Below are 22005 nucleotides of genomic sequence, written 5' to 3' on the forward strand. Positions count from 1 at the left end.
GTCGTCGCGGTCGAGGCGATAATCGGCCAGGACATGCGCTTTGCGGCCAGCGCATAGGCCTCTTTCGCGGGTTTGCCCTCGGCCAAGTTCCGATCTGCAAGCTCGACGGTCACAATCGCGCCGTCCACCAGCATACCAACCACAAGGATCAACGAGAACAGAACCACGATGTTCATAGTGAAGCCCATGAAATAAAGGCCAGCTACGCCCGTCAGGAAGGCTCCGGGAATGGCCAGTCCAACCAGAAAGGACGACCGAAGACCCAGCGCATAGACCACGACGATCATAACCAGAATGATCGCAGCAATGACGTTGGCCTCAAGGTCAGACAGCATCGATTTGACCTGCTCGCTTTCATCCAGCGTATAGTTGACCTGCACACTGTCAGGCCAATCCGCCTGTGCGGTGTCAATCACGGCGCGCACTTCTTCCACGGTTTGAATGATATTCGCGCCGACGCGCTTTTTGACCTCAAGCGCCAATGCTGGCTGCCCGTCAATGCGCGCAAATCCGGTGGGGTCCACAAAGGTTCTGCGCACCGTGGCGACATCGGCAAATGTCACAACCGTTTGGCCGCGCACAAGGATCGGCAGCTCCATCACGTCTTCGAGGTTTTCGATCAACCCCGGCACCTTCAGAACCAGTCGGCCGGCTTCGCTTTCAATTGCGCCAGCGGCGATCAGCTGGTTGTTGCGGGTGATCGAATTGATCAGCTCGTCAAAAGTGATGTTATAGGTTTCAAACACGGTGGGATCGATCAGAACTTCAAGCAGCTCTGTGCGTTTGCCACCCACGTCGACCTCCAGAACGCCTGCGACCGCCTCGATGTCGTCCTTCAGGTTTTCAACCAATGTGTTCAACGTCCGTTCCGGCACGGGACCAGACAGAATGACGTTCAGAATGGGGAACAGGGCCGTGTTGATTTCCGTGACCGTCAGGCTTGCGTCCTGCGGCAGCTCGCTTTCGGCACGGTCTGCGGCTTCGCGCACCTTGTCCAACGCGGCGTCCGCGTCAAAGCCCGGCTCGAATTCCAATTGAACCGATGCGTGTCCTTCGCTGGCGTGTGCTGTCATCGACTTTAGTCCGGTCAGCGAGGCGAATTCTGTTTCCATCGGGCCGACCAGAACGTCTTCGGCGTCTTCGGGCGAAATGCCGTCCAACCCGCTTGAGACATACATGATCGGAATGGGGATTTCCGGGTTGCTCTCTTTTGGGATGGCAACATAGGCCAGCGTCCCGATGGCCAAAAGGAACAACAGGATAAGTTGCGCAACCTTACTGCGGCTGAATGCGGCGTCGATCAGCGCGTTCATTTCGAGGCATCCGCAATTTGTGCCGCCTGCCGCTCAATGGGCTCGACCACGTCACCTGCGGACACAAAGCCCTGACCCACGGTGATGATGCGCGCGTCTTCGCCAAGCCCCGTGACCCAGATGCCATCTGTCTGAGCCCGCACGATCGACACCAGATTGAAAACGACCTCATTGTCCGCATTCACGGTTTTCACACCCAGTTCGCCGTTCACGCCCAAAGACAGGATGGCCGGTGAAATAAAGTGTCCACGCGCTTTGCCGGTTGGGATCGCGATGCGTGCACTAAGACCCGCTGGCATTTCGCTTTGAGGATTGGCCACAGTGACCTCGACACGGAAGGTGCGGGTCTGGCTGTCAGCGTTGCGCCCAATGAAATTCACGGTGCCCATCCGCTTTTCGCCCGTGATAAAGGCGACTTCGGCGAATTGGCCTTGCTTCAGCCGGCCAAGTGCTTGCTGGGGCACCTGAACAACAACGGACAGAGGATCATTGTCCAAAACTTCGGCTACCGTGTCGCCGTCGCTCACAAACTCACCTTCGCCAAGCGTCATCTCGTTCAGGCGTCCCGAGAAGGGCACGCGAATGATCGTATTGTCGAGCTGTTCCTGTATCTGCGTAACTAGTGCCTCTGCCGCCGCTTTAGAGGCGCGCGCCTGAATGGCCTGGCGTTCGGTTGTAATCCCCTGATCCAACAGGGCGATCACACGGTCCAGATCGGTAGAGGCCTGTTCCAGCTGTGCTTCGGCCTGCACCAGTTGGGCTTCGATCGTTTCACTGTCGATGCGCCCGATTTCCTGACCCATTTCTACCAGTTCGCCGCGCTCGACGCTTACAGACAGCACCTGCCCAGAGGCCTTGGCCGGGATCTCTGTTGAGCGGTCAGGGATCGACTGCCCTTCGGCGGTCAGAACCAATTGCACATCGTCTGCCCGCGAGTTCAGAACTTCGACGGCGACGGGTTTGATCTCTGTGTCTGCGACATCGGCCTGTTCATCTTCGGGTTGAATCACAAACCCGCTGCCCATCCAGCCAACAAGCAAAAGCGCCAGCAAAATAGCCAGCCATTTGGAGCGACCCGCCCCCTTGTCTGAATTGAACGTCAACGACCCTCGTAGATCAGGTCCTGAATCTCGCGACATTGCACAAAGCCCTCAATTTTATTGTAGAGTTGCCGAACCCCTCGGCAGAATTGAGCTTTAGGTAGTCGCAGATGCCTTGTTTTCCTAGAGTTGTGGGGCGAAAAAACGCAACGAAACAGGCGTTTCAGAGCATGAGGGATATGCAAAAAAGTTGATTGAAGTGGCGAGATTTCTCACAAGCGCAGACCTTTAGGTTGTATGTGTGAGGTAAGATATTGAAATATTTAACAAAGAAGTATTTGTGCTAGTGGCACTTTTATATGTATTGTAATACTTATGGGGCAAACAGGCGTGCGCAGGCTTTGCGCGTTGTTCGGATCTTTGTCCCAAGGCGGTGGCTTGCGATGCAAGCGGGGCAAAGGCCGTTTTATCGCCGACGCGTTTTTCTGAGTATGCAAGGTAGTAAGTTTCGCACTACCCTAAGGAGAGCTTTCGGTCTGTACTTCGGTGAGGGCCGACTAAAGTGAGTATGACAAATGGCTATTCATACGCTAAACGCGGATAACCCTGGCGCATTCAGCGTCAATGTGGGCGGTAACTCGACGGATGACATAGTCGTTGTGAACATTGGCGAAGGGTTCAGCGGGACCATTGCCATTCAGTCAAGCTTCGGCGATGGCGAACTGTAAACCGTCGACATCAATCTGCCTTCTGGGTGGGAGATTGTGCAAACCACGTCGACGCCTTTGGCGGGCGAGACACCGCAGGCGTATTACAACGGCTTTGTAGTTGTAGACGACACCGGCATTCAGCGCGGCACCATAACCGTTCTGGCCAATCAATTCGAGCTGCCCTGTTTTGCTGAGGACACCACAATCCGCATGTCTGATGGCACCGAAATGCTCGTTCAGACCATTCAGCCCGGCGACTCGGTGCAAACCTTGGGCGGGGCTGCGCAAAACGTGCTTTGGGTCGGCAAGCGAAAGCTGTCTAAGTTCGAGCTTGATACGAAGCCCGAGTTGCTTCCCATCAAAGTCTCGCGCGGCAGTCTTGGACCATCGATGCCCAATGAAGACCTCTTTGTGTCACCTCAGCACCGCTTGTTGGTGCGCTCCAGCGTGGTCTACCGCATGTTTGAAGAGGCAGAGGTGCTTGTTCCTGCCAAGCTTTTGCTTGAGGCCAAGGGGATTGAGGCATTCACCCCGACCAATGGCATCACCTATTACCATATCCTGCTTGAATCCCATGCTGTCATCTGGGCCAACGGGGCCGAGGCAGAGTCGCTTCTGCTGGGGCCAGAGGCAAGGTCGATTTTTACCGCCCAGCAAGCCGCGGAAATCGAGGCGAAAGATTTGGGTGACAACAGCGCACTTGCACGGTTGGTGCCGCCAAACAAGCGGATGAAAAAGCTGATTGAGCGTCACATCAAGAACGGCGTCCCGTTTCAGGCGGCGCGTGAATACGCCTAGACTGCGCGAAAAACGCGGGTCTGAAGTCCGCAAGTCTTCGCGTAGAATAAGCTTCAGGCGCAGCGTCAACACACTCTTTCCTTTCCACAAGCGGGACAACGCTTTATATTTCAACCGATAAACAGGGACGGTTGATCCAGGGGTCATACAATTTGATAAACTCAATCGACTTTGACAGAGACCATGCAGTGCTGCGCTTTTCCGGCGTTGTGACCTATGAGGAAATCGTAGAGGCCCGCCGCATTGTGATCGACTGCGAAGATTTTAAGCATCGCAAATTTCACATTTGGTTTTTTGACAACGCAACCGAGATGCTGCTTGATTCCGAGCAGATGAAAGTCCTGCGCACAGAGGATGCAACCAACGCCGCCATCAATCGGGATCTGCGGGTCGCGTTGGTGGGCAATACCGACATCAGTTTCGGTATGTTGCGCATGTACGAAAGCTACGCGACTGACTTTTGGAGGCATGTTGCCGTTTTCCGCAATTTGGAAGATGCTTGGGTTTGGGCCAAGGCCGGGGACGTCTAGTCACGGAACCATTGGACGTCGTAGCGAAAGAGAACCAACAAGATGAGCGAACACGCAGGTGGTCCGGACAATGCGAGCGGCAAAGAGCTTCGCGCGGTTTTTGACTCGATGGAATTTGGCATTGCAGTGTTCAATGCAGATGCGCGTCTCAACACGGTAAACCAGGCTTTTGAATCTCTTTTAGAATTTGCCAAGATCGACTTAACGCCCGGGTTGTCCTTGCGTGAGTTCTATCGCCAGCTCGCGCTGTCAGGCGCCTTTGGTTATGGCCTGGTGGACGATATCGTAGACGCGCATATGCGGGACACGGGGCAGGAGACGGCCGAAGAAATCCTGACCGCGTCAGATGGGCGGCTTCTGCAAATCCGCCGTTATCCGCTGCCTGACGGTGACATCTGCGCCACTCTGCGGGACGTAACGGCAGAGCGGGATACGCAAGAGCAACTGCGCCAGGCGTCAAAGCTGGATGCGCTGGGCCGTCTGACCGGCGGAGTCGCGCATGATTTTAACAATGTGCTGACGGTGATTGTGGGCAATCTGGAACTGCTGAGGGATTCCCTGACTGCAGAGCCAGACAAACGCTTGATCGACACCTCGATGTCTGCGGCGGAAAGCGGTGCGCGACTGACCCACCGTCTGCTGGCCTTTGCCCGCAAACAGCCGCTATCACCGGCGGTGTGTTGCCCGGGCGTTGTGCTGCGCGAACTGGTTCCGATGCTGCGCTCGTTGCTCGGCGAGCAAATCCAAGTCGAGCTGGTCTGTGATGCCGGCGTCTGGCCTATCGAAGTTGACCGCAATCAGTTGGACAACGTGCTGATCAACATTGCCACCAACGCCCGCGACGCCATGCCTGATGGCGGCAAACTGACGATCGAGGCGTTGAATGCGCGGGTCGATGACCACTATGCCGAGGCGGCCGAAATCGATCGGGGACAATATGTTTGCATTGCCTGTAGCGATACGGGCAAGGGGATGGAAAAAAGCGTTGTTGAAAAGGTGTTTGAGCCGTTTTTCACAACGAAGGATGTGGCCGCCGGGACAGGTCTTGGTCTGGCGATGGCGCATGGGTTCGTGAAGCAGTCCGAAGGGCACATTAAGATTTATAGCGAGCCGGAAAATGGCACTGTCGTGAAAATCTATCTGCCACGCTCCAACGCCGAGATCGACGATGCCCCCAGACCACTGAGCGGCGGTGCGGGTGACTCCAAGCAGGGCAAAACCATCTTTGTGGTCGAAGACGACGACCAAATCCGCCAGACCGTGCAGATGCAATTGGAGTCCGAGGGCTTTAATGTTCTGACCGCGCCGGATGCCGAAAGCGCCTTGCGTCGTCTTGAATTCAGCGCGGTGGATCTGTTGCTGACCGACGTGGTTCTTCCAGGATCAATGAACGGCAAAGTCCTGGCGGACAAAGTGGCCGAGGTCAGGCCGTTGCTGCCGATTATTTTCATGTCCGGCTATACCGAGAACGCGATTATTCACCACGGTCGGCTTGATCGCGGTGTGCAGCTTTTGCAAAAGCCGTTCCGCAAGACTGACCTTCTGCGTGAGATTGCCAGCGCCCTAGCGACTTAAGATCGACATGTGATGACCTTTTGTTGGTTAAATGTTGACATAGGTGCATATTGAGTGCTACTAGCACATTAAATGCACACTTATGAATATCTCGTGTGGCGGTGCATGAAAATACACGCGGGAAATGAGGTTGAAACGAGTTCTTTTGAACTGGCTTAGCACTGGCAACAGACGTTAAGCGGGCAGGCGCTGAACCACGCCATGCAATAGGTAGTAGAGATCGCGCGACCTCCCTGGCACTACGCGCACCCCCAGGTCTCTTCACAGATTTTGCAGGTTGGATCAGCGCCTAAAGCCCCATCACCCTTCGGTTAATGAGTATCAGTTTTACAAAGGAAGCAGGATGTTCGTCCTTTTCCAACCAATTGCAGAGGACGCAACGTCCGCCTGTTACCGCTTGATAACGACGCAGATCGGGCGGGCAACGCATTAGACCAGGGTACTAAAATTTGACAAACTCACGTTTGAAACTGACGCCAGAGATGTCCTTCCTTGCACAGCAACTAATCGAAACAGGCCCACATCTAGAGATGGACTTTTTCGGTGGAGTCGGTCAGGCTTGTGCGGGAAACAGCAATGCCTTACCGATGACACTTCAGACGCCAGTTAACGAGGACGCCGAGCGACGCAAGGACTTCGCCTCTGTACTGCTCATGGAAAAGATGATCCGTGAGGTTTATGCGCATATTCAATCCAAAGATATTCAACCGTTGCAATGGTCGATCCTGCGCTATCTGGAAAACACCCCGTCAGAGCGGTGCACTGTCAGATGGCTGACCAGCTTTCTGGGGATTACCCATGCACCCGTTGTGCGCTCTATCGCCACTCTGTCGGACAAAAAACTGGTCAAACAGTCCAAAAGCCCGAGTGATGCCAGAAGCCATATTATTTCCCTGACGGATGCGGGCCGCGATGCTCTGCGGAATGATCCTGTTCTGACGATTGCCCAAAAGGTCGGCCAGTTGCCAGAAGACGAACGCGTGCGCTTTCGCGAGTCTGTGCGGAACCTTGCCCTGAGCAATACCCAAGTGAGTGATTAGTACGATGCCAAGTGTTTTAATTGTCGAAGATGATTTGAATGTTCTCGAGACGTTCAGGAAGATCATTTTGACATTAGGGCACGAGGTCACAACCGCCGCGTCGCTTGATCTGGCACGCGAGGCCATCCTCAGTGACGCGGAATTCGACATTATCCTTGCTGATTTCTGGCTGCATGGGGCATCGATTGTGCCGCTGCTGGATCTGATCTCTAAGGAAACACCAAGTGCTTCGGTCATCATCGTATCAGGCGGCGGCGGCGAGATTTCCCTAGAGATGACCAAAGCGATTGGCGAAATCAGCGGCGCTATTCGCTTTATCCAAAAGCCGTTCCGCCGGGCCGAGATCGAATCCGCCATTCAATCGGCAATGTCACGCTAAGGCCGTCGCGCGGGCAGGGCGCATGTAAGTGGCTACTCTTTAAGGCAAAAACAGCACCCAGAGCGAGGCGGTCAGAACCGTCAGGGCTGTCCCAACCAGCACCGTCGACGCAATCACGCATCGCCCCACGCCATACATGTCGGCAAACAGATAGGCATTGATGCCCGGTGCCATTGCGGCGGTCACTACCACTGATCGCGTTTGCGCCACATCCAGATGGGCGAGGCTTGTTAATCCAAAGGCAAAGGCCGGTTGTACGATCAGGGACAGGGCGCACAGAAACAGGATCGTTTTAAGGTCGCCTTCGGGCTTATAGCGAAACAGAACACCGCCCAACCCAAACAAAGCCGCCGGCAATGCGGCGCGGACCATCAGGTCCAATGCGTCCCGCGCGATCGTTGGAATGGGCACACCACTGAGGTTGACCACCAGCCCCAGCGCAATCGCGATCATCAGCGAGTTGCGAAACATCGCGTTGGCGACAACCGCCACCAATGCGCGCCCACGCGCTTTGGCACGCACGAACTCCATGGTGGAGATGCCGATGAAATAGCAGGTGGCCGCGTTCAGGGCGATGATGGTGAAGTTGGATTGCAAAGCGTCCAACCCATAGGCGCGTTCCGTGATCGGCAGGCCAAGCAGAACTGTATTGGCGAACATGGCCGCGAACCCGATGGCAACGCAGTCAGGCCAAGGGCGCTCAAACAGCACACGCGCGCCAAAGATGCCAATCGCAAAGCAACCAATGGCGCTAAGGTAGTACGACAGCAGTAACATGGGATCGAAGGCCACCGCCAAATCCAGCTGCGCCATTGCCGTAAACAACAGGCAGGGGATTGCGAATTTTTGGGAGAACACCATCAACCCGTCAACGGCGGCATCGGAAAACAGCCTGCGCCAAACCGCGACATAGCCCGCACCGACCACCAAAAAGACCGGCGCAACAATGGTGAAAATATCCAGCACGCCTGTGCTCCTTAGTGCATGTTCGTGACGTTTGGGGGACCATGCGTGATTGGCACGCAAAGGTCCATGGCTGGCGCGTGTTTCAAGACCGTCACTGCTTGTTGAGGCAAACGTGATTGGCCCCGTGATCGGTTTTTGTGGATGCTCCGATCAAACAACCTCTGGGGAAGACCTATGAAATTCACTCGTCTCACCGCGTCAATCCTGGCCAGTGCCCTGGCGCTTTCGTCGGTGTCATCTGCGTTGCTGGCCCAAGACTCTGTCTCGGATTATGCCATCGAGCAATTTGGCGAACCGCCCGCAATTCCAACTGGCGATCTGACGCCCGAGCTGCAAGAGGCCGTGCGTGTCGTCTTTGTCGAAAGCCTTGAAAACGGGCGTTGGGGCGAGGCGCAAAGCGCAGCGCTTGATGTGATCGCCGAGGCTGGTGACCCGCGCGTCGCCTGGACCATCGCCGATATGATGCGCTTTACCTGGCGGCTGGAATTCCACAACGCTTTGTCTGAAACCGCGGGCAAGTTGCTGGGGATTTCCTATCAGGATTTTGATCGCTGGAACGCCATCACCAATCACCTGATTGCATGGGATGTGCCGTCGTATCCGGGCTATCTGAATGAAAAACGGGCGATTTTCACCCGCTTTGTACCCGGTTGGGATCGCATCTTTGTTGAGGGCGAGATTGACTGGCGTTTGGTTTCCTGGGGCGGAGTGCTGATCGATGACAGACCCTTCGGTCTAGAAGAACTCTGCACCAACTGCATTCCGGCTGCCGATGATCCCGCCGTCAGCACCGCTGAAGAGGCCACGTGGCTGGATGACAGCGACATTGTCTTTGGCATCGAGGTCAACGGCGAATACCGCGCCTATCCGCGCCGCATTATGGAAGTGCGCGAAATGGTGAATGATACGCTGGGCGGCCGCCAACTGGGTATTCCCTATTGTACCTTGTGTGGTGCGATGCAGGCTTATTTTACCGATGATGTACCTGCGGGTGTCGAGCGTCCGGTTCTGAGAACCTCAGGCCTTTTGATCCGGTCAAACAAAGTCATGTATGACCACAATACCTATTCGATTTTTGATACTTTCCTCGGTCACGCCGTCACCGGGCCTTTGGCCGAAAAGGGTGTGAAGCTTAAACAGGCAACCGTCATCACGACGGACTGGGGCACGTGGAAAGCGCAGCACCCAGAGACCACCGTTCTTGTCGAAGAACTGGCGCTGGGTCGCGATTTTGACTTCCGCAACAACCGCGACAAAGACGGCCCGATCTTCCCGGTCGGCGACGTTGATCCTCGTCTGCCGGTGCACGAAGACATTATCGGCGTCACCACGGCCTCAGGAAAACCCGTAGCGTTTCAACGTGCAACCGCGTTCCTTGCGCTTCAGGCAGGCGAAGAGATTGCTTTTGAAAACGTACGCCTGAAACTGGACGCAGGCGGCATCCGCGCAGTGGATGTGGATGGCTCTGACCTTGGCAGCCATCAGGCCTTTTGGTTCGCGTGGTCGCAGTTCCATCCCGAAACGGAACTCTGGACGCAGTAAACGCTCGGGTTCAACAAAAAAGGCGCGCCAAACATGGGCGCGCCTTTTGCATGTCTAAAACAGCCTAGCTTGCGATAGGCATCCGCTGTTCGATCATCTCGGCAAACCAGCTGCAGCCCATCGGAATAACGTCGTCGTTGAAGTTATATTCAGGGTGGTGCACCGCCGCCGTGTCGCCATTGCCCATCAGGATATAGGCGCCAGGGCGCTCTTCCAGCATAAAGGCAAAGTCTTCGCCGCCCATGACCAGCGGCGCGTCATCACAGGCGCCAGACACATCGGTGGCTGCTTTGATGGCGTGCTGTGTTTCGGTTTCATGGTTCGCCATCACAGGATAGCCGCGCATGTAATTCACATGCGCAACGCCGCCAAAGGTGGCCGCAACGCCCTGACAGATTTCTGTGATCCGCTTTTCGGCCAGATCTCTGTTTTCATTGGACAATGTGCGCGCGGTGCCGCGAATTGTGACGGTTTGCGCGATCACGTTGAAGGGCATCGTAGGCGTTTGAATGCCGGTCACCGACACAACCATCTGCTCTACCGGATCCGCGTTGCGGCTGGCGATGGATTGCAGCGCGACGATCGCTTGCGCGGTCATCAAAGTGGTGTCGATGGTTTCATGCGGCTTGGCGGCGTGGCCACCTTTGCCTTCAAAAACCACTTCAAACTGGTCTGCTGCGGCAAAAAACGCGCCGGGGCGAATGGCAAACGATCCAGCAGGGCGGCCGGGCCAGTTGTGCATCCCATAGACCTCTTGGATATTCCAGCGATCCATCATGCCGTCTTCGCACATCTCGCGACCGCCGCCGCCGCCTTCTTCGGCTGGCTGAAAGATCACCACAGCGGTGCCATCAAAGTTCCGAGTCTCGGCCAGATATTGCGCAGCCCCCAGCAGCATTGCAGTATGGCCGTCGTGGCCACAGGCATGCATCGCACCTTCGTTGGTCGAGGCATACTCAAGTCCGGTTGCCTCATGAATGGGCAGGGCGTCCATATCCGCGCGCAGCCCCACAACTTTGCCGCTGTCGGTCCGGCCTTTGATCACGCCAACAACGCCGGTGCGCCCGATCCCTTCGACCACTTCGTCACAGCCAAAAGCACGCAGTTTTTCCGCGACCAAGGCGGATGTGCGGTGCGTTTCAAACAGAATTTCTGGATGTGCGTGGATATCGCGTCGCCATGCGGTGATATCATCGTGCAGTTCTGCAAAGCGGTTCTTAACTGGCATGTTCTAGTCCTCGTAAATCTGGGCGGGCGGAAGCGCGGATCAATAGCCGCTGTCGGTGGTCAGAACAAAGTGGCCCGGGTCCACTTCGTCATATTTGGAAGGCTCTGGCGTGTGGCCAATCGGATGAATAGGCGAGGGGATCGGCTTGAAATTCAAGTCTTTTTCCTCTTTGCGCTGACGAGGGTCCGCGATCGGAACCGCCTTCATCAAGGCGCGGGTATAGGCGTGTTGTGGGTTCTCAAACACCTGCGCCCGCGATCCAATTTCCACGATGCGGCCCAGATACATGACGCCAACCTGATGGCTGACCCGTTCAACGACGGCCATGTCATGGGAAATGAACAGATAGCTCACGCCCAGTTCCGCCTGAAGCTCCATCATCAGGTTCAACACCTGCGCCTGAACCGACACGTCCAGCGCCGAAACCGCTTCGTCCGCAACGATAAGTTTCGGGTTCAACGCTAGCGCGCGCGCAATCGCCACGCGTTGCCGCTGGCCGCCGGACAGTTCGTGCGGGAAGCGGCGCATAAAGCTGCGCGGCAGTTCCACTCGGTCAAAGAGCATCGACACACGATCACTGATGTCAGCCCCCTTGAGGGTTCCGAAATTGTGGATCGGTTCGGCCACTTGCTCGGCCAGCTGCATCTGCGGATTTAGGCTGGCAAAGGGATCCTGAAAGATCATCTGCATGTCGCGCCGCATGTCGCGCAGCTCGCTGGGGTTCAACGCCATAATGTCAGTATCGCCGAGCGAGACTTTACCCGCCATCGGCTCGACCAGCCGCAGAATCGAGCGGCCCGCGGTTGACTTGCCACAGCCGGATTCTCCGACCAGTGACAGGGTCTGCCCTTTGTTCAGGGTAAAGCTGACGTCTTCGACCGCATGCACGTTGGCAACGGTGCGGCGAAAGAAACCGCCTTTGACCGCAAAGCGCGTCGTCAGGTTTTCCACCTTCAACAACGGCTCTTGGGTGCCCACGATAGGTTCGATTTTCCCTTGCTCGCGGCCCAACAGTTTCATGGGTTCCGGATTGGCCTTCTCGCGCATCTCGCCAAGCTTGGGGACGGCGGCCAAAAGGGCTTTGGTATAAGGGTGTTGCGGGTTTTCAAAAATTTCGGCGACGGGGCCTTCTTCGACCTTGTTGCCCCGGAACATAACCACCACGCGGTCTGCCATTTGCGCCACCACAGCCATATCGTGGGTGATGAACATCACCGCCGTGCCGGTTTCGCGTTTCAGGCGGTCCATAAGGGCCAGTATCTCGGCCTGAATGGTCACATCCAGCGCCGTGGTCGGCTCGTCCGCGATCAACAGGCGCGGTTCGCAGGCCAGCGCCATCGCGATCACGACCCGCTGACGCATCCCGCCCGACAATTCATGCGGGTATTGGGACAGACGACGTTCCGGTTCCGGAATGCGAACCTGTCGCAACAGCTCGAGTGCCCGGGTTTCCGCATCAGCCTTGGAGAGCCCTTTGTGCAAACGCAACCCTTCGGTCAACTGACGACCGACCGTGAAAACGGGATTCAGCGCCGTCATCGGCTCTTGGAAGATCATGCCGATCTCGTTGCCCCGGATCGAGCGCATCAAATCCTGCGGCGCCTTGGACAAATCCATCTCGCCCGATTCCTTGCGGTCAAAAATCAGGCGGCCGCCGGCAATTTCGCCGCCGCCAAATTCCACCAGCCGCATCAGCGACAGTGAGGATACGGATTTTCCTGAACCTGATTCTCCAACGACGCAGACGGTCTCTCCGGGATTGATTTCAAAAGACACATCTTCGACGCCCACCACCGGGCCGTCTTTGGTTTGAAACTCCACACGCAGATTTTCGATCTGCGCAATTGGCGCGGAGTCTTGCACATCAAGCATTATGTTCCCTCACTCAAAACATCACGTTGACCGACCTGTTTCCAAGTTTGCCAAGAAACGTGGACACCCTTTGGATGCTATAGCGGCGCCAAGACACGCACCCCCTTAGAGTTGTCCCGCGTCGCTTTGCATTAGGCTACGCTTCAATTCGTCAAAGTGTCAAACGATGCACTACACCTTCGTATATGACCTTACGGCGTTAGGTGTGCGCGGAATTATCTGACTTATTTTCGCGCCAAGTTGCAATAAATGTCCAAAATTTCAGCGCCGTGGGAAACAAGCTTTTCCTGTGGAGTAGGGTATTCCGTGTTCCGGTCGGGAAAATCTCCTAAGTCTATAGGAAATCGAGTATGTTTTTTTTCGCAGAGCTTGCAATTTTTTCAGTTTGTGGTTCGATAACCCTGCAACTTGAGGGGTAATAGTTCTTAGCGAATGTTAATAGCAGCGTTTGATCTATCTCGGGGATTGCACGGAGATGTTCCATGGAGAGACATCCCAACCGGCACTCACATGTGTCCAACTAGGAGTATGATATGAAAATTAAGACCCTGTTAATGGGAGCAATTGCTGCAACAGCATTTGCGCCAGCTGCCTTTGCTGAACGCGGAAGCGACGGCAACGTCAGCATCATCTATTGGCAAGCGCCTTCCATCCTGAACCCGTTCCTGTCTGGCGGTACCAAGGATGTCGAATCCGCTTCCATGATCATCGAGCCTCTGGCGCGTTATAACCAAGACGGCCAGTTGGTCCCTTGGCTGGTGACAGAAATCCCAACCACGTCCAATGGCGGTGTGTCTTCTGACCTGACCTCCATCACTTGGAACATCACGCCTGGCCTGAAATGGTCCGACGGCTCGGATTTCACATCTGCCGACGTGAAGTTCACATATGACTATTGTACCCACCCTGAAGGTGGCTGTGCGCAGGTGACCAAGTTTGAGGGCGTGTCTTCGGTCGAGACCCCAGACGCGACCACCGTTGTTGTCAACTTTGCTGCACCAACACCAAACCCATATGGCCCGTTTGTTGGCGGCGAAAGCCCCATCATCCAAGCGGCGCAGTTCGCAGATTGTCTGGGTGCCAAGGCGCCTGAATGTACCGATGCGAACTTTGGTCCAATCGGCACTGGCCCATTTGTTGTCACCGAGTTCCGTCCGAACGACGTGATCACAATGGAAGCGAACCCGAACTACCGTGATCCTAAGAAACCAGCCTTCGCGTCTGTGACCTTTAAAGGTGGTGGCTCTGCAGAAGATTCTGGTCGTGCGGTCATGGAAACCGGCGAATTCGACTATGGCTGGAACCTTCAGCTGGCACCTGATGTGATCGCGAAGATGGCAGAAGGCGGCAAAGGTACTCCGGTTGCGGGCTTTGGTCCTCTGGTCGAGCGTCTGATGCTGAACCAAACCAACCCATCGCCTGATCTGGCAGAAGGCGTGCGTTCTACAGCTGCAGAACCACACCCATTCCTGCGCGATCCAGCGGTTTACAAAGCGATGTCCATGGCGCTTGACCGCCCACTTCTGGTTGAAGTTGGCTACGGCACCGCAGGCAACGTGACCTGTAACTGGGTTCCAGCGCCAGCGGCGTTCAACTCTGACACCTTCACCTGTGACACCCAAGACATCGCAGGCGCAAACGCAATGCTGGATGCAGCAGGTATCGTTGATACCGATGGCGACGGCGTGCGTGAAAAAGACGGTGTGCCTCTGAGCATCCTGTATCAGACATCTACCAACGCTGTTCGTCAGGACTTCCAAGCCCTGATCAAAGCATGGTGGGCCGAGATCGGTATCGAAACCGAGCTGCGCAACATCAACGCGTCCGTCTTCTTCGGTGGTGACCCAGGTTCTCCTGACACCTTCCAGAAGTTCTACGCGGACGTTCAGATGTATGCGAACACCTTCAACGGCACAGACCCACAAGCCTATCTGGGCAACGGTCTCTGCGACAAGGCGCCAAAGCCTGAGTCCCAGTGGCAGGGTGAGAACATTTCTCGCTTCTGTATGCCAGCATACGACGAACTGCACGCTCAGCTGACCACGACTGCTGGTATCGACGAGCGCGCGAAAATCGGCAAAGAGCTGAACGACATGTTTGTTGCAAACGGTGGCATGATTCCACTGGTGCAGCGTGGTCGTGTATCTGCTCACGCAAACTCCCTCGGTGGTGTTGTCCTGAACGTTTGGGACAGCGAGCTGTGGAATGTGGCCGACTGGTACCGCATCAAGTAATCTAGACTTGATCTGACACACCCGCGAGGCGCACATCCTTGTGCCTCGCGGATCTTTTGTCAGAAACGTACCCAATAGAAATAATGCTTGCGTAAGGGGAAGCGTATGCTGACCTATACCATTCGCCGCTTGGTTCTGGCCGTACCAACGCTGATCTTTATCAGCCTGGCGATTTTCCTGCTTTTGCAGTTGGCCCCTGGTGACCCGATGGCCCAGGTTCCTCTGACCGTCCCCCCCGAAGTCAAACAAAAGATGCGCGAGGCGCTGGGACTGGGTCAGCCTGTTCATGTTCAATACTACAAGTGGCTGGTACAGATGTTCTGGGTCGAACCTCAGGTTCTGATCGATTACTATTTTGGCACCGGGCTTGCCGAAGGCAAACTGCGGGTGATCTCTTGGCAGACACGCTCTCCGGTGATGGATATCGTGGTTCAGCGGATCCCTCAGACACTTTGGGTAGTGGGCACTGCTTATGTGGTGGCGATCTTGATCGCTTTGCCGATCGGGATCTACTCGGCCTACAAACAGTATTCCGTCTTTGACAACGTCGGCACCTTTATATCGATGATCGGCTTTTCGATCCCGCCATTCTTTACCGGCCCGCTGTTGATTGTGATCTTCGCGGTGCAGCTTGAATGGCTGCCGTCGGTCTATAATACGGTGCACAAAGTGATCGACTGGGAGAGTTTTGTCATACAGCTCAAACAGATGGTCTTGCCGGTCATGGTTCTGGCCTTGCAGATCACCGCACAGCTGAACCGCTTTATGCGGGCGTCAACGCTGGACAACCTCAATCAGGATTATGTGCGCACGGCGCGGGCCAAGGGGCTGCGGGAACGTACCGTGGTTCTGGCCCATGTGGTTCGCAACTCGATGATCCCAGTTGTGACCGTGATTGCGTTGAACGTGCCTCAGATCTTTGGCGGCGCGATCATCACCGAGGTGATCTTCAAAGTGAACGGCATTGGCCAGCTTTTGATCACGGCGCTTTTTGCCAATGACCTTCCAATGGTCATGACCCTGACCTTTATCTTCGCCATCCTGATCGTCGTCTTCAATATCATTGCTGACGTGCTCTACGGCGTACTAGACCCGAGGATCCGCTATGACTGATACCTCTGACGAAACCTACGGCGCGCTGCAGGACAAAGAGCCTAACCAGCCGCCAACCAGCCAGTGGAAAGACGTCTGGCACCAGTTCCGCAAACACAAAGGCGCGGTCTGGGGCGGTGGATTTCTGCTGTTCATCACGCTGGCGGTGATTGTCGGTCCTTACATCTGGACCATCGATGCGCAGAAACTGGACATCCGCGCCAAGGACATGCGTCCTATCTATGTCGCGATCTGGGACGGAGACGCCAAAGTTGGCTGGAACCATCCCTTCGGCACCGATCAGCTGGGCCGGGACATTCTGGCCAACCTGCTGGAAGGCGGTCGCGTGTCGATGGCGGTCGGCTGGCTTGCCATGGCATTGACGATGGTGATCGGCACCTTCGTTGGTGTCACCGCAGGTTTCTTCCGTCGTGCGGATGGTCTGCTGATGCGCTTTACCGATCTGGTTCTGTCGCTGCCGATCTTGCCCATCACTCTGGTGGCTGTAACGCTGTTCCGACAGCCTTTGGTCAGCCGGTTTGGTCCCGAGGGTGGCAGGTTCATCATGATCGTCGGCATCATCGGGATCACCTCGTGGATGCAGACCGCGCGGATCGTGCGCGGCGAAGTCCTGGCCTTGAAAGAACGCGAGTTTGTGCTGGCGGCCCGGTCAATCGGCACCTCCTCTAGTGCGATCATCCGACGTCATTTGTTGCCCAACGTGATCTCTCCGATCATGGTGTCGGCGACATTGGGGCTGGCGGCTGCGATCATCACGGAATCCGCCTTGTCCTTCCTGGGCGTCGGCTTCCCGTCGGACTTCCCGACCTGGGGCAAGCTGCTGGCGGATGCTGTGTCGCGGATGGAGGCCTTCCCCGAGCGGGTTATGCTGCCCGGAATCGCGATTTCCCTGACGGTTCTGTCTGTGAACTATCTTGGGGATGGCTTGCGGGATGCCTTGGATCCAAGAATCCGCGGCCGGTAAGCAAAACGAACTGTTCTTCAGCACGCGCATTGCCTAAATTGCGAAAAACAACGAGGGCGGCGCGTGCTGGACATTTCCAAGACCAAACTTGAGGGCGTTCTTGTTTTGACGCCCAAACGCCACGGCGATGACCGTGGTTATTTCTGCGAGACATGGAATAAGGCGCGCATGGCCGAGCAGGGGCTCGACTATGATTTTGTGCAGGACAATCAAAGCCTGTCTGCCCATGCCGGAACCGTCCGTGGGCTGCACTTTCAGTCCCCGCCACATGCGCAAGCAAAACTGGTGCGCTGCGGGCGTGGCGCTTTGCTGGATGTCGCCGTAGACATTCGCGTCGGCAGCCCCACCTATGGGCATTGGATCACCGAGGAACTCTCTGCCGAGAACGGTCGCCAGCTGTTGATCCCCGAAGGCTTCCTGCATGGCTTTATCACGCTGCAGCCTGATACGGAAATCCAATACAAATGTAATGCCTACTACAGCCCTGAATGCGATGGTGCCGTGCGGTTTGATGATCCGGATCTGGGGATCGACTGGGGGGGCGACACATCTGGGGCGACCCTCAGCCCCAAAGACGCCAACGCGCAGAATTTCGCAGATTTCAAATCTCCCTTTAAGTGGACTATTTCATGAAAATTCTAGTCACCGGCGGGGCCGGATTCATCGGATCAGCTGTCGTGCGACTGGCAGTGGAACGCGGGCATGAGGTCGTCAATCTGGACGCGCTGACTTATGCGGCCTGTCTGGACAATGTCGCGCCCGTTGCCATGTCGCCGCTTTACAGTTTTGTCCAAGCCGACATCCGCGATGCCGTGGCCATCAAGGCCGCGTTCAATGGCCACAAACCCGATGTCGTGATGCATCTGGCGGCGGAGTCGCATGTGGATCGCTCGATTGACGGCCCCGGCGCGTTCGTGGAAACCAACGTCAACGGAACTTATGTGATGCTGGAAGCCGCGCGCGCCTATTGGGAGGCGCAGGGGCGGCCGGATACGTTCCGGTTCCACCACGTCTCAACCGACGAAGTCTATGGCACGCTGGGTGCGACCGGTATGTTTACCGAAGATACGCCCTATGCGCCCAACAGCCCTTATTCGGCGTCCAAAGCGGCCTCGGATCATCTGGTGCGGGCCTGGGGGGAAACCTATGGGCTGCCGGTGCTTATCACAAATTGCTCAAACAACTACGGCCCCTACCAGTTCCCGGAGAAACTGATCCCGGTTGTGATCTTGAATGCATTGGCCGGTCAGCCGATCCCGGTCTATGGCAAAGGCGAGAACATTCGCGACTGGCTTTATGTCGAGGATCACGCGGACGCGCTTCTGCTGGCGCTGGAAAAGGGCGAATTGGGGCGCAGCTATAATATCGGCGGGGAAAACGAGGCCACGAATATCGACCTTGTGCGTAAAATCTGCAGCATTCTGGACGACTTGCGCCCCTCTGATGCGCCATATTCTGATCAGATTATGTTTGTCACAGACCGCCCCGGCCACGACTTGCGCTATGCGATTGATCCCACGCGCATGCGCACTGAACTGGGATGGAGCCCGTCGGTCACGGTCGATCAGGGATTGCGCAAAACTGTGGAGTGGTACCTGAGCAACGGAGACTGGCTCGAAGCCTTGATGGCACGGCATGGCGTTGGCGAACGGCTTGGGCAGGGCGCATGAAGCTTCTGGTTTTCGGTAAAACCGGACAGGTCGCACAAGAGCTGATCCAGCAGGCCGGTGCACATGACATTCAATGCCTTGAGCGCAACATTGCTGATCTGTCTGATCCCGCCGCCTGTGCAGCGCTGATTGCGTCCAGCGATGCCGACGCGGTGATCAATGCCGCGGCCTATACCGCTGTTGATAAGGCCGAAGATGATGAGGCGCTGGCCACCATCATCAACGCAGAGGCCCCCGGTGCCATGGCGCGTGCTTGCGCAGCCAAAGACATCCCGTTTCTACACATCTCGACGGACTATGTGTTTGACGGGGCATGGGATTTTCCACGACAGCCGTCTGATCCGGTTGGCCCAATCAACGCCTATGGACGCAGCAAATTGGCCGGCGAAGAGGCCGTGCGCGCAGCAGGGGGGCGTCATGTGATCCTGCGCACCTCTTGGGTGTTTTCGGCGCATGGCAGCAACTTTGTGAAAACCATGCTGCGCCTGTCCGAAAGCCGCGAGATGCTGTCGGTGGTCGCCGATCAAGTGGGGGGGCCAACTTCTGCGCGCGATATAGCCGGTGCGTTGCTGGCGATTGCGCCGCAGTTGGCAGGAACGCAATCAGGCGGAACGTATCATTTCAGTGGACAGCCAAATGCAAGCTGGGCTGACTTTGCGCGCGCGATTTTCGAGATTTCCGGGGCCAACACGCAAGTGACAGACATCGCCACGAAGGACTACCCGACGCCTGCACAACGTCCACTGAACTCTCGGCTGGATTGCTCTGCAATCTCTCGCGATTTTGACATCAAAGTGCCTGACTGGCGGGCCAGCCTTGCCGAGGTTTTGCAAACGCTGCGGGGTTAACCCAAACGCGCCTTTAGCATGCTCAGATGGGTGTTCACCAAGTTCACTGCTGCCTCGGCGCTATCACTTTCGGCATAGCATCTGAACTCGGGAGCATTGCCCGAAGGCCGCAGGTGTACCACGTCGCCGCCTGCAAATGTCACCCGCAGCCCATCGGTCAGATCCAGACTTTGCTCGCCTGGCATACCCGCGAAAAAGGCGCGTCGCGCCTCTGTGTTTTCACGCATCTCGGCCAGAAAAGCCTTTGATTTTTCGGTCGCGATCCCTTGCAGCCGGTCTGCCGCTGTAAAGCGAGGTGGCAGAGCCGATACCAAATCGGCAACCTGAACACCCCGCGACCGCGCCAGCGCTAGCGGTGCCAAAATTGGCAGGATACAGTCGCGCGTCATTAAGGGGCTCAGGCCCTTGGCATCAAACCCTAGCAGAAAGCCGCCGTTGGCCTCATATCCTACGACACGGGCGGTGCTGTCTTCGGCCAGCACGTGCTCCATCGCGGCAATCACAAAGGGTGATCCGATTTTCGTACGGTGGATCGTCGAAAAGCCCGACATCGCTTCGATCATCGTGTTGCTGGACACCGGCGTGCAGATCACGTCAGCGCCCAGATAGTCGGCTGTCAAAGCTCCCAGAACGTCGCCGGGCACGATCTCGCCGGGCGCAATTGCCAGCATTGGGCGGTCGGCGTCGCCATCCGTTGATACGATCGCATCCAGATCATGCTCGCGCACCCACCCCGTCAAAAGGTCACGGGTTGCGGGATCTACGGCTTCGGTATCGACGGGAATAAATTTGTCAGACCGTGCAAGTTCCGTGACCGTGGCCCCCATTGCGTCAAGCACCGTCACCAACAGATCCCGCGCGACAGAGCTGTGTTGATAGACGCCAATGCGCAGCCCTGCGAGAGCATCAGGCGCAAAGGCTGATGTATAGCGCGCAACAAACTCTGTGGCGCTATCTTGTTGAGATAGATCGCCTTTTTCCATACCAGAAAGTTCAGTGCCAAGCGCCGACAGGATCGCGGTTTCGTCGGCTTTGCTGATTTCGCCGCTTGGCAGATAGAATTTCAACCCGTTGCGATCGGCTGGAATGTGGCTGCCGGTGACCATGATCGCGGCATGACCCTGCGCCATCGATTGATAGGCCAACGCCGGTGTCGGCAGGACGCCACAGTCCACCGCCATCAGCCCCGCGTCGCGGATCGCCTCGATCACGTGTCCTGCGATCTCTGGTGAAGAGGGCCGCAGATCTTGCCCGACATGCACGGCGCCGCCAGTGTCACAACTGGCGATAAAGGCCTGCGTATAGCTGCGCACCAAATCCGCCGTCAGCTCTGTTACCAATCCGCGAAGTCCACTGGTGCCAAATTTCGGAGCCATCGTCCCATCCTCACTCGTCTTGGTGAGGGTTCTATCGGCTTGGGGCAGGGGTTTCGAGGGAAACTTTGGCCGGGGTCAGGAATTCCTAAAACCAGCGGCCAAAGGCCATGAGCTGAACTGTTTCAGCCTGACGAGTACCAGTGATGTCCCAGCAATCCACGGATACTTGTGATTGGGTCGGCGATCCGGTGGTGGTGAACCTTGGCGCGCTGGCCACGGTGCTTGCCACGCAGTGAGGCGGTTGCGCGAATGTAAATGGAAAGCTCCAGTCTGTCACCGAGGTGCTGCTGCTGGACACCTCGTGGCTACAGATCATCGTGCCATCCGCGAGGCGCGTGAACTGACCATTTGCGGTTGCGCCAGATTCCAGCACAGCGCCGGTTGGAACCCCCGAAATTTCCGAGACGCTGCCAATCAGGTTGCCCGGCGCATAGCCATAGTCTGCCCGCATCAAACGCCCAGCTGTGGTGTCCGTTGGCGATTGCATCACCGCTTCGCCAGACACAACGCCGCCTGCCTCAAAACGCAGGGCATCGACCCAGCTCAAGCCATCAGACGAGACTTTAACCGCCAGCTCGTCTGTGCCAGTCGTGCCAATTTCGGCGCGGCCGGAAAACCCGGTTTGAAACAAGAGACTTGCGGTGTCTATCGGGGAACTCTTGTTCAGCGTCACCCGATGCCCTGCGCCATCATGCGAAAACAACGAGGTATTTCCCTGCAAGATCAGCTGGTTGTTAACATCAGGTGCCGCATTGACGGCCAGTCGAGTCGCCTGCACCGCACCTTCGCTTTGGGTTTCCCAGAGGT

19 protein-coding genes and 1 pseudogene are annotated in these 22005 nt (G+C 56.5%); 13 read left to right on the forward strand and 7 right to left on the reverse strand.

Features of this window, described 5'->3' with window-relative positions:
• Positions 1 to 1313 (reverse strand): efflux RND transporter permease subunit (locus tag ACEQWH_RS15255; protein WP_370232276.1); only part of this gene is annotated, 1313 nt, incomplete at its 3' end.
• Positions 1310 to 2452: an efflux RND transporter periplasmic adaptor subunit gene (locus ACEQWH_RS15260; protein ID WP_370232278.1), complete on the reverse strand. Its 1143-nt coding sequence runs from the start codon at positions 2450 to 2452 to the stop codon at positions 1310 to 1312. The genes ACEQWH_RS15255 and ACEQWH_RS15260, both read right to left, overlap by 4 nt.
• Before the next feature lie 476 nt (positions 2453 to 2928).
• On the opposite strand from ACEQWH_RS15260, the gene ACEQWH_RS15265 reads away from it, so the two are divergent.
• From ACEQWH_RS15265 to ACEQWH_RS15290, 6 genes are all read left to right on the forward strand, one after another.
• On the forward strand, positions 2929 to 3081 hold the full coding sequence (locus tag ACEQWH_RS15265) for a hypothetical protein (protein ID WP_370232280.1): 153 nt from the start codon (positions 2929 to 2931) through the stop codon (positions 3079 to 3081).
• A 36-nt stretch (positions 3082 to 3117) separates the two neighbouring features.
• The gene (locus ACEQWH_RS15270) at positions 3118 to 3861 is read left to right on the forward strand and encodes a Hint domain-containing protein (protein ID WP_370232282.1); all 744 of its coding nucleotides are present in this window, start codon (positions 3118 to 3120) and stop codon (positions 3859 to 3861) included.
• A gap of 188 nt (positions 3862 to 4049) precedes the next feature.
• Positions 4050 to 4391 carry a hypothetical protein gene (locus ACEQWH_RS15275; protein ID WP_370232284.1) on the forward strand — a complete coding sequence of 114 codons (342 nt, stop codon included), beginning with the start codon at positions 4050 to 4052 and terminating at the stop codon, positions 4389 to 4391.
• A 42-nt stretch (positions 4392 to 4433) separates the two neighbouring features.
• Entirely contained in the window at positions 4434 to 5966 is a 1533-nt protein-coding gene (locus ACEQWH_RS15280) for a response regulator (protein ID WP_370232286.1), read from the forward strand.
• A 587-nt stretch (positions 5967 to 6553) separates the two neighbouring features.
• Complete coding sequence (locus ACEQWH_RS15285) at positions 6554 to 7006, forward strand: MarR family winged helix-turn-helix transcriptional regulator (protein ID WP_372521409.1); 453 nt, start codon at positions 6554 to 6556, stop codon at positions 7004 to 7006.
• A gap of 4 nt (positions 7007 to 7010) precedes the next feature.
• On the forward strand, positions 7011 to 7385 hold the full coding sequence (locus ACEQWH_RS15290) for a response regulator (RefSeq protein ID WP_370232289.1): 375 nt from the start codon (positions 7011 to 7013) through the stop codon (positions 7383 to 7385).
• A 39-nt stretch (positions 7386 to 7424) separates the two neighbouring features.
• Here ACEQWH_RS15290 and ACEQWH_RS15295 read toward each other — a convergent pair whose 3' ends face one another.
• On the reverse strand, positions 7425 to 8351 hold the full coding sequence (locus ACEQWH_RS15295; RefSeq protein ID WP_370232290.1) for an AEC family transporter: 927 nt from the start codon (positions 8349 to 8351) through the stop codon (positions 7425 to 7427).
• 174 nt (positions 8352 to 8525) lie between these two features.
• Here ACEQWH_RS15295 and ACEQWH_RS15300 point away from each other — a divergent pair, with 174 nt between their 5' ends.
• Positions 8526 to 9893, forward strand: a complete 1368-nt coding sequence (locus ACEQWH_RS15300) for a DUF3179 domain-containing (seleno)protein (RefSeq protein ID WP_370232292.1) — start codon at positions 8526 to 8528, stop codon at positions 9891 to 9893.
• Positions 9894 to 9957: 64 nt separating this feature from the next.
• Here the strand turns inward: ACEQWH_RS15300 and ACEQWH_RS15305 are convergent, their stop codons facing one another.
• Together ACEQWH_RS15305 and ACEQWH_RS15310 are read right to left on the reverse strand one after the other, a co-directional pair.
• Positions 9958 to 11121 (reverse strand): M20 aminoacylase family protein, encoded by a 1164-nt coding sequence (locus ACEQWH_RS15305; protein WP_370232294.1) that lies wholly within the window; start codon positions 11119 to 11121, stop codon positions 9958 to 9960.
• A 39-nt stretch (positions 11122 to 11160) separates the two neighbouring features.
• Complete coding sequence (locus tag ACEQWH_RS15310) at positions 11161 to 12984, reverse strand: ABC transporter ATP-binding protein (RefSeq protein WP_370232307.1); 1824 nt, start codon at positions 12982 to 12984, stop codon at positions 11161 to 11163.
• A gap of 542 nt (positions 12985 to 13526) precedes the next feature.
• Here ACEQWH_RS15310 and ACEQWH_RS15315 point away from each other — a divergent pair.
• From ACEQWH_RS15315 to rfbD, 6 genes are all read left to right on the forward strand, one after another.
• Positions 13527 to 15227: a peptide ABC transporter substrate-binding protein gene (locus tag ACEQWH_RS15315; RefSeq protein ID WP_370232295.1), complete on the forward strand. Its 1701-nt coding sequence runs from the start codon at positions 13527 to 13529 to the stop codon at positions 15225 to 15227.
• A gap of 105 nt (positions 15228 to 15332) precedes the next feature.
• Positions 15333 to 16340, forward strand: a complete 1008-nt coding sequence (locus ACEQWH_RS15320; RefSeq protein ID WP_370232297.1) for an ABC transporter permease — start codon at positions 15333 to 15335, stop codon at positions 16338 to 16340.
• Positions 16333 to 17304, forward strand: a complete 972-nt coding sequence (locus tag ACEQWH_RS15325) for an ABC transporter permease (protein WP_370232299.1) — start codon at positions 16333 to 16335, stop codon at positions 17302 to 17304. Before ACEQWH_RS15320 ends, ACEQWH_RS15325 begins: the two co-directional genes overlap by 8 nt.
• A gap of 66 nt (positions 17305 to 17370) precedes the next feature.
• The gene (gene rfbC, locus ACEQWH_RS15330; protein WP_370232309.1) at positions 17371 to 17937 is read left to right on the forward strand and encodes a dTDP-4-dehydrorhamnose 3,5-epimerase; all 567 of its coding nucleotides are present in this window, start codon (positions 17371 to 17373) and stop codon (positions 17935 to 17937) included.
• Positions 17934 to 18974, forward strand: a complete 1041-nt coding sequence (gene rfbB / locus ACEQWH_RS15335) for a dTDP-glucose 4,6-dehydratase (protein ID WP_370232301.1) — start codon at positions 17934 to 17936, stop codon at positions 18972 to 18974. The genes rfbC and rfbB overlap by 4 nt, the downstream gene beginning before the upstream one ends.
• Entirely contained in the window at positions 18971 to 19822 is an 852-nt protein-coding gene (rfbD, locus tag ACEQWH_RS15340) for a dTDP-4-dehydrorhamnose reductase (RefSeq protein WP_370232303.1), read from the forward strand. Before rfbB ends, rfbD begins: the two co-directional genes overlap by 4 nt.
• Here the strand turns inward: rfbD and ACEQWH_RS15345 are convergent.
• Together ACEQWH_RS15345 and ACEQWH_RS15350 are read right to left on the reverse strand one after the other, a co-directional pair.
• Positions 19819 to 21198: a phosphomannomutase gene (locus tag ACEQWH_RS15345; protein WP_370232305.1), complete on the reverse strand. Its 1380-nt coding sequence runs from the start codon at positions 21196 to 21198 to the stop codon at positions 19819 to 19821. The genes rfbD and ACEQWH_RS15345 overlap by 4 nt on opposite strands.
• Positions 21199 to 21283: 85 nt before the next feature.
• Positions 21284 to 22005, reverse strand: a pseudogene (locus ACEQWH_RS15350) (DUF2793 domain-containing protein); the annotation flags it as partial.

Origin of the sequence: Cognatishimia sp. (assembly GCF_964229375.1) — a bacterium.
Lineage (GTDB): Bacteria > Pseudomonadota > Alphaproteobacteria > Rhodobacterales > Rhodobacteraceae > Cognatishimia.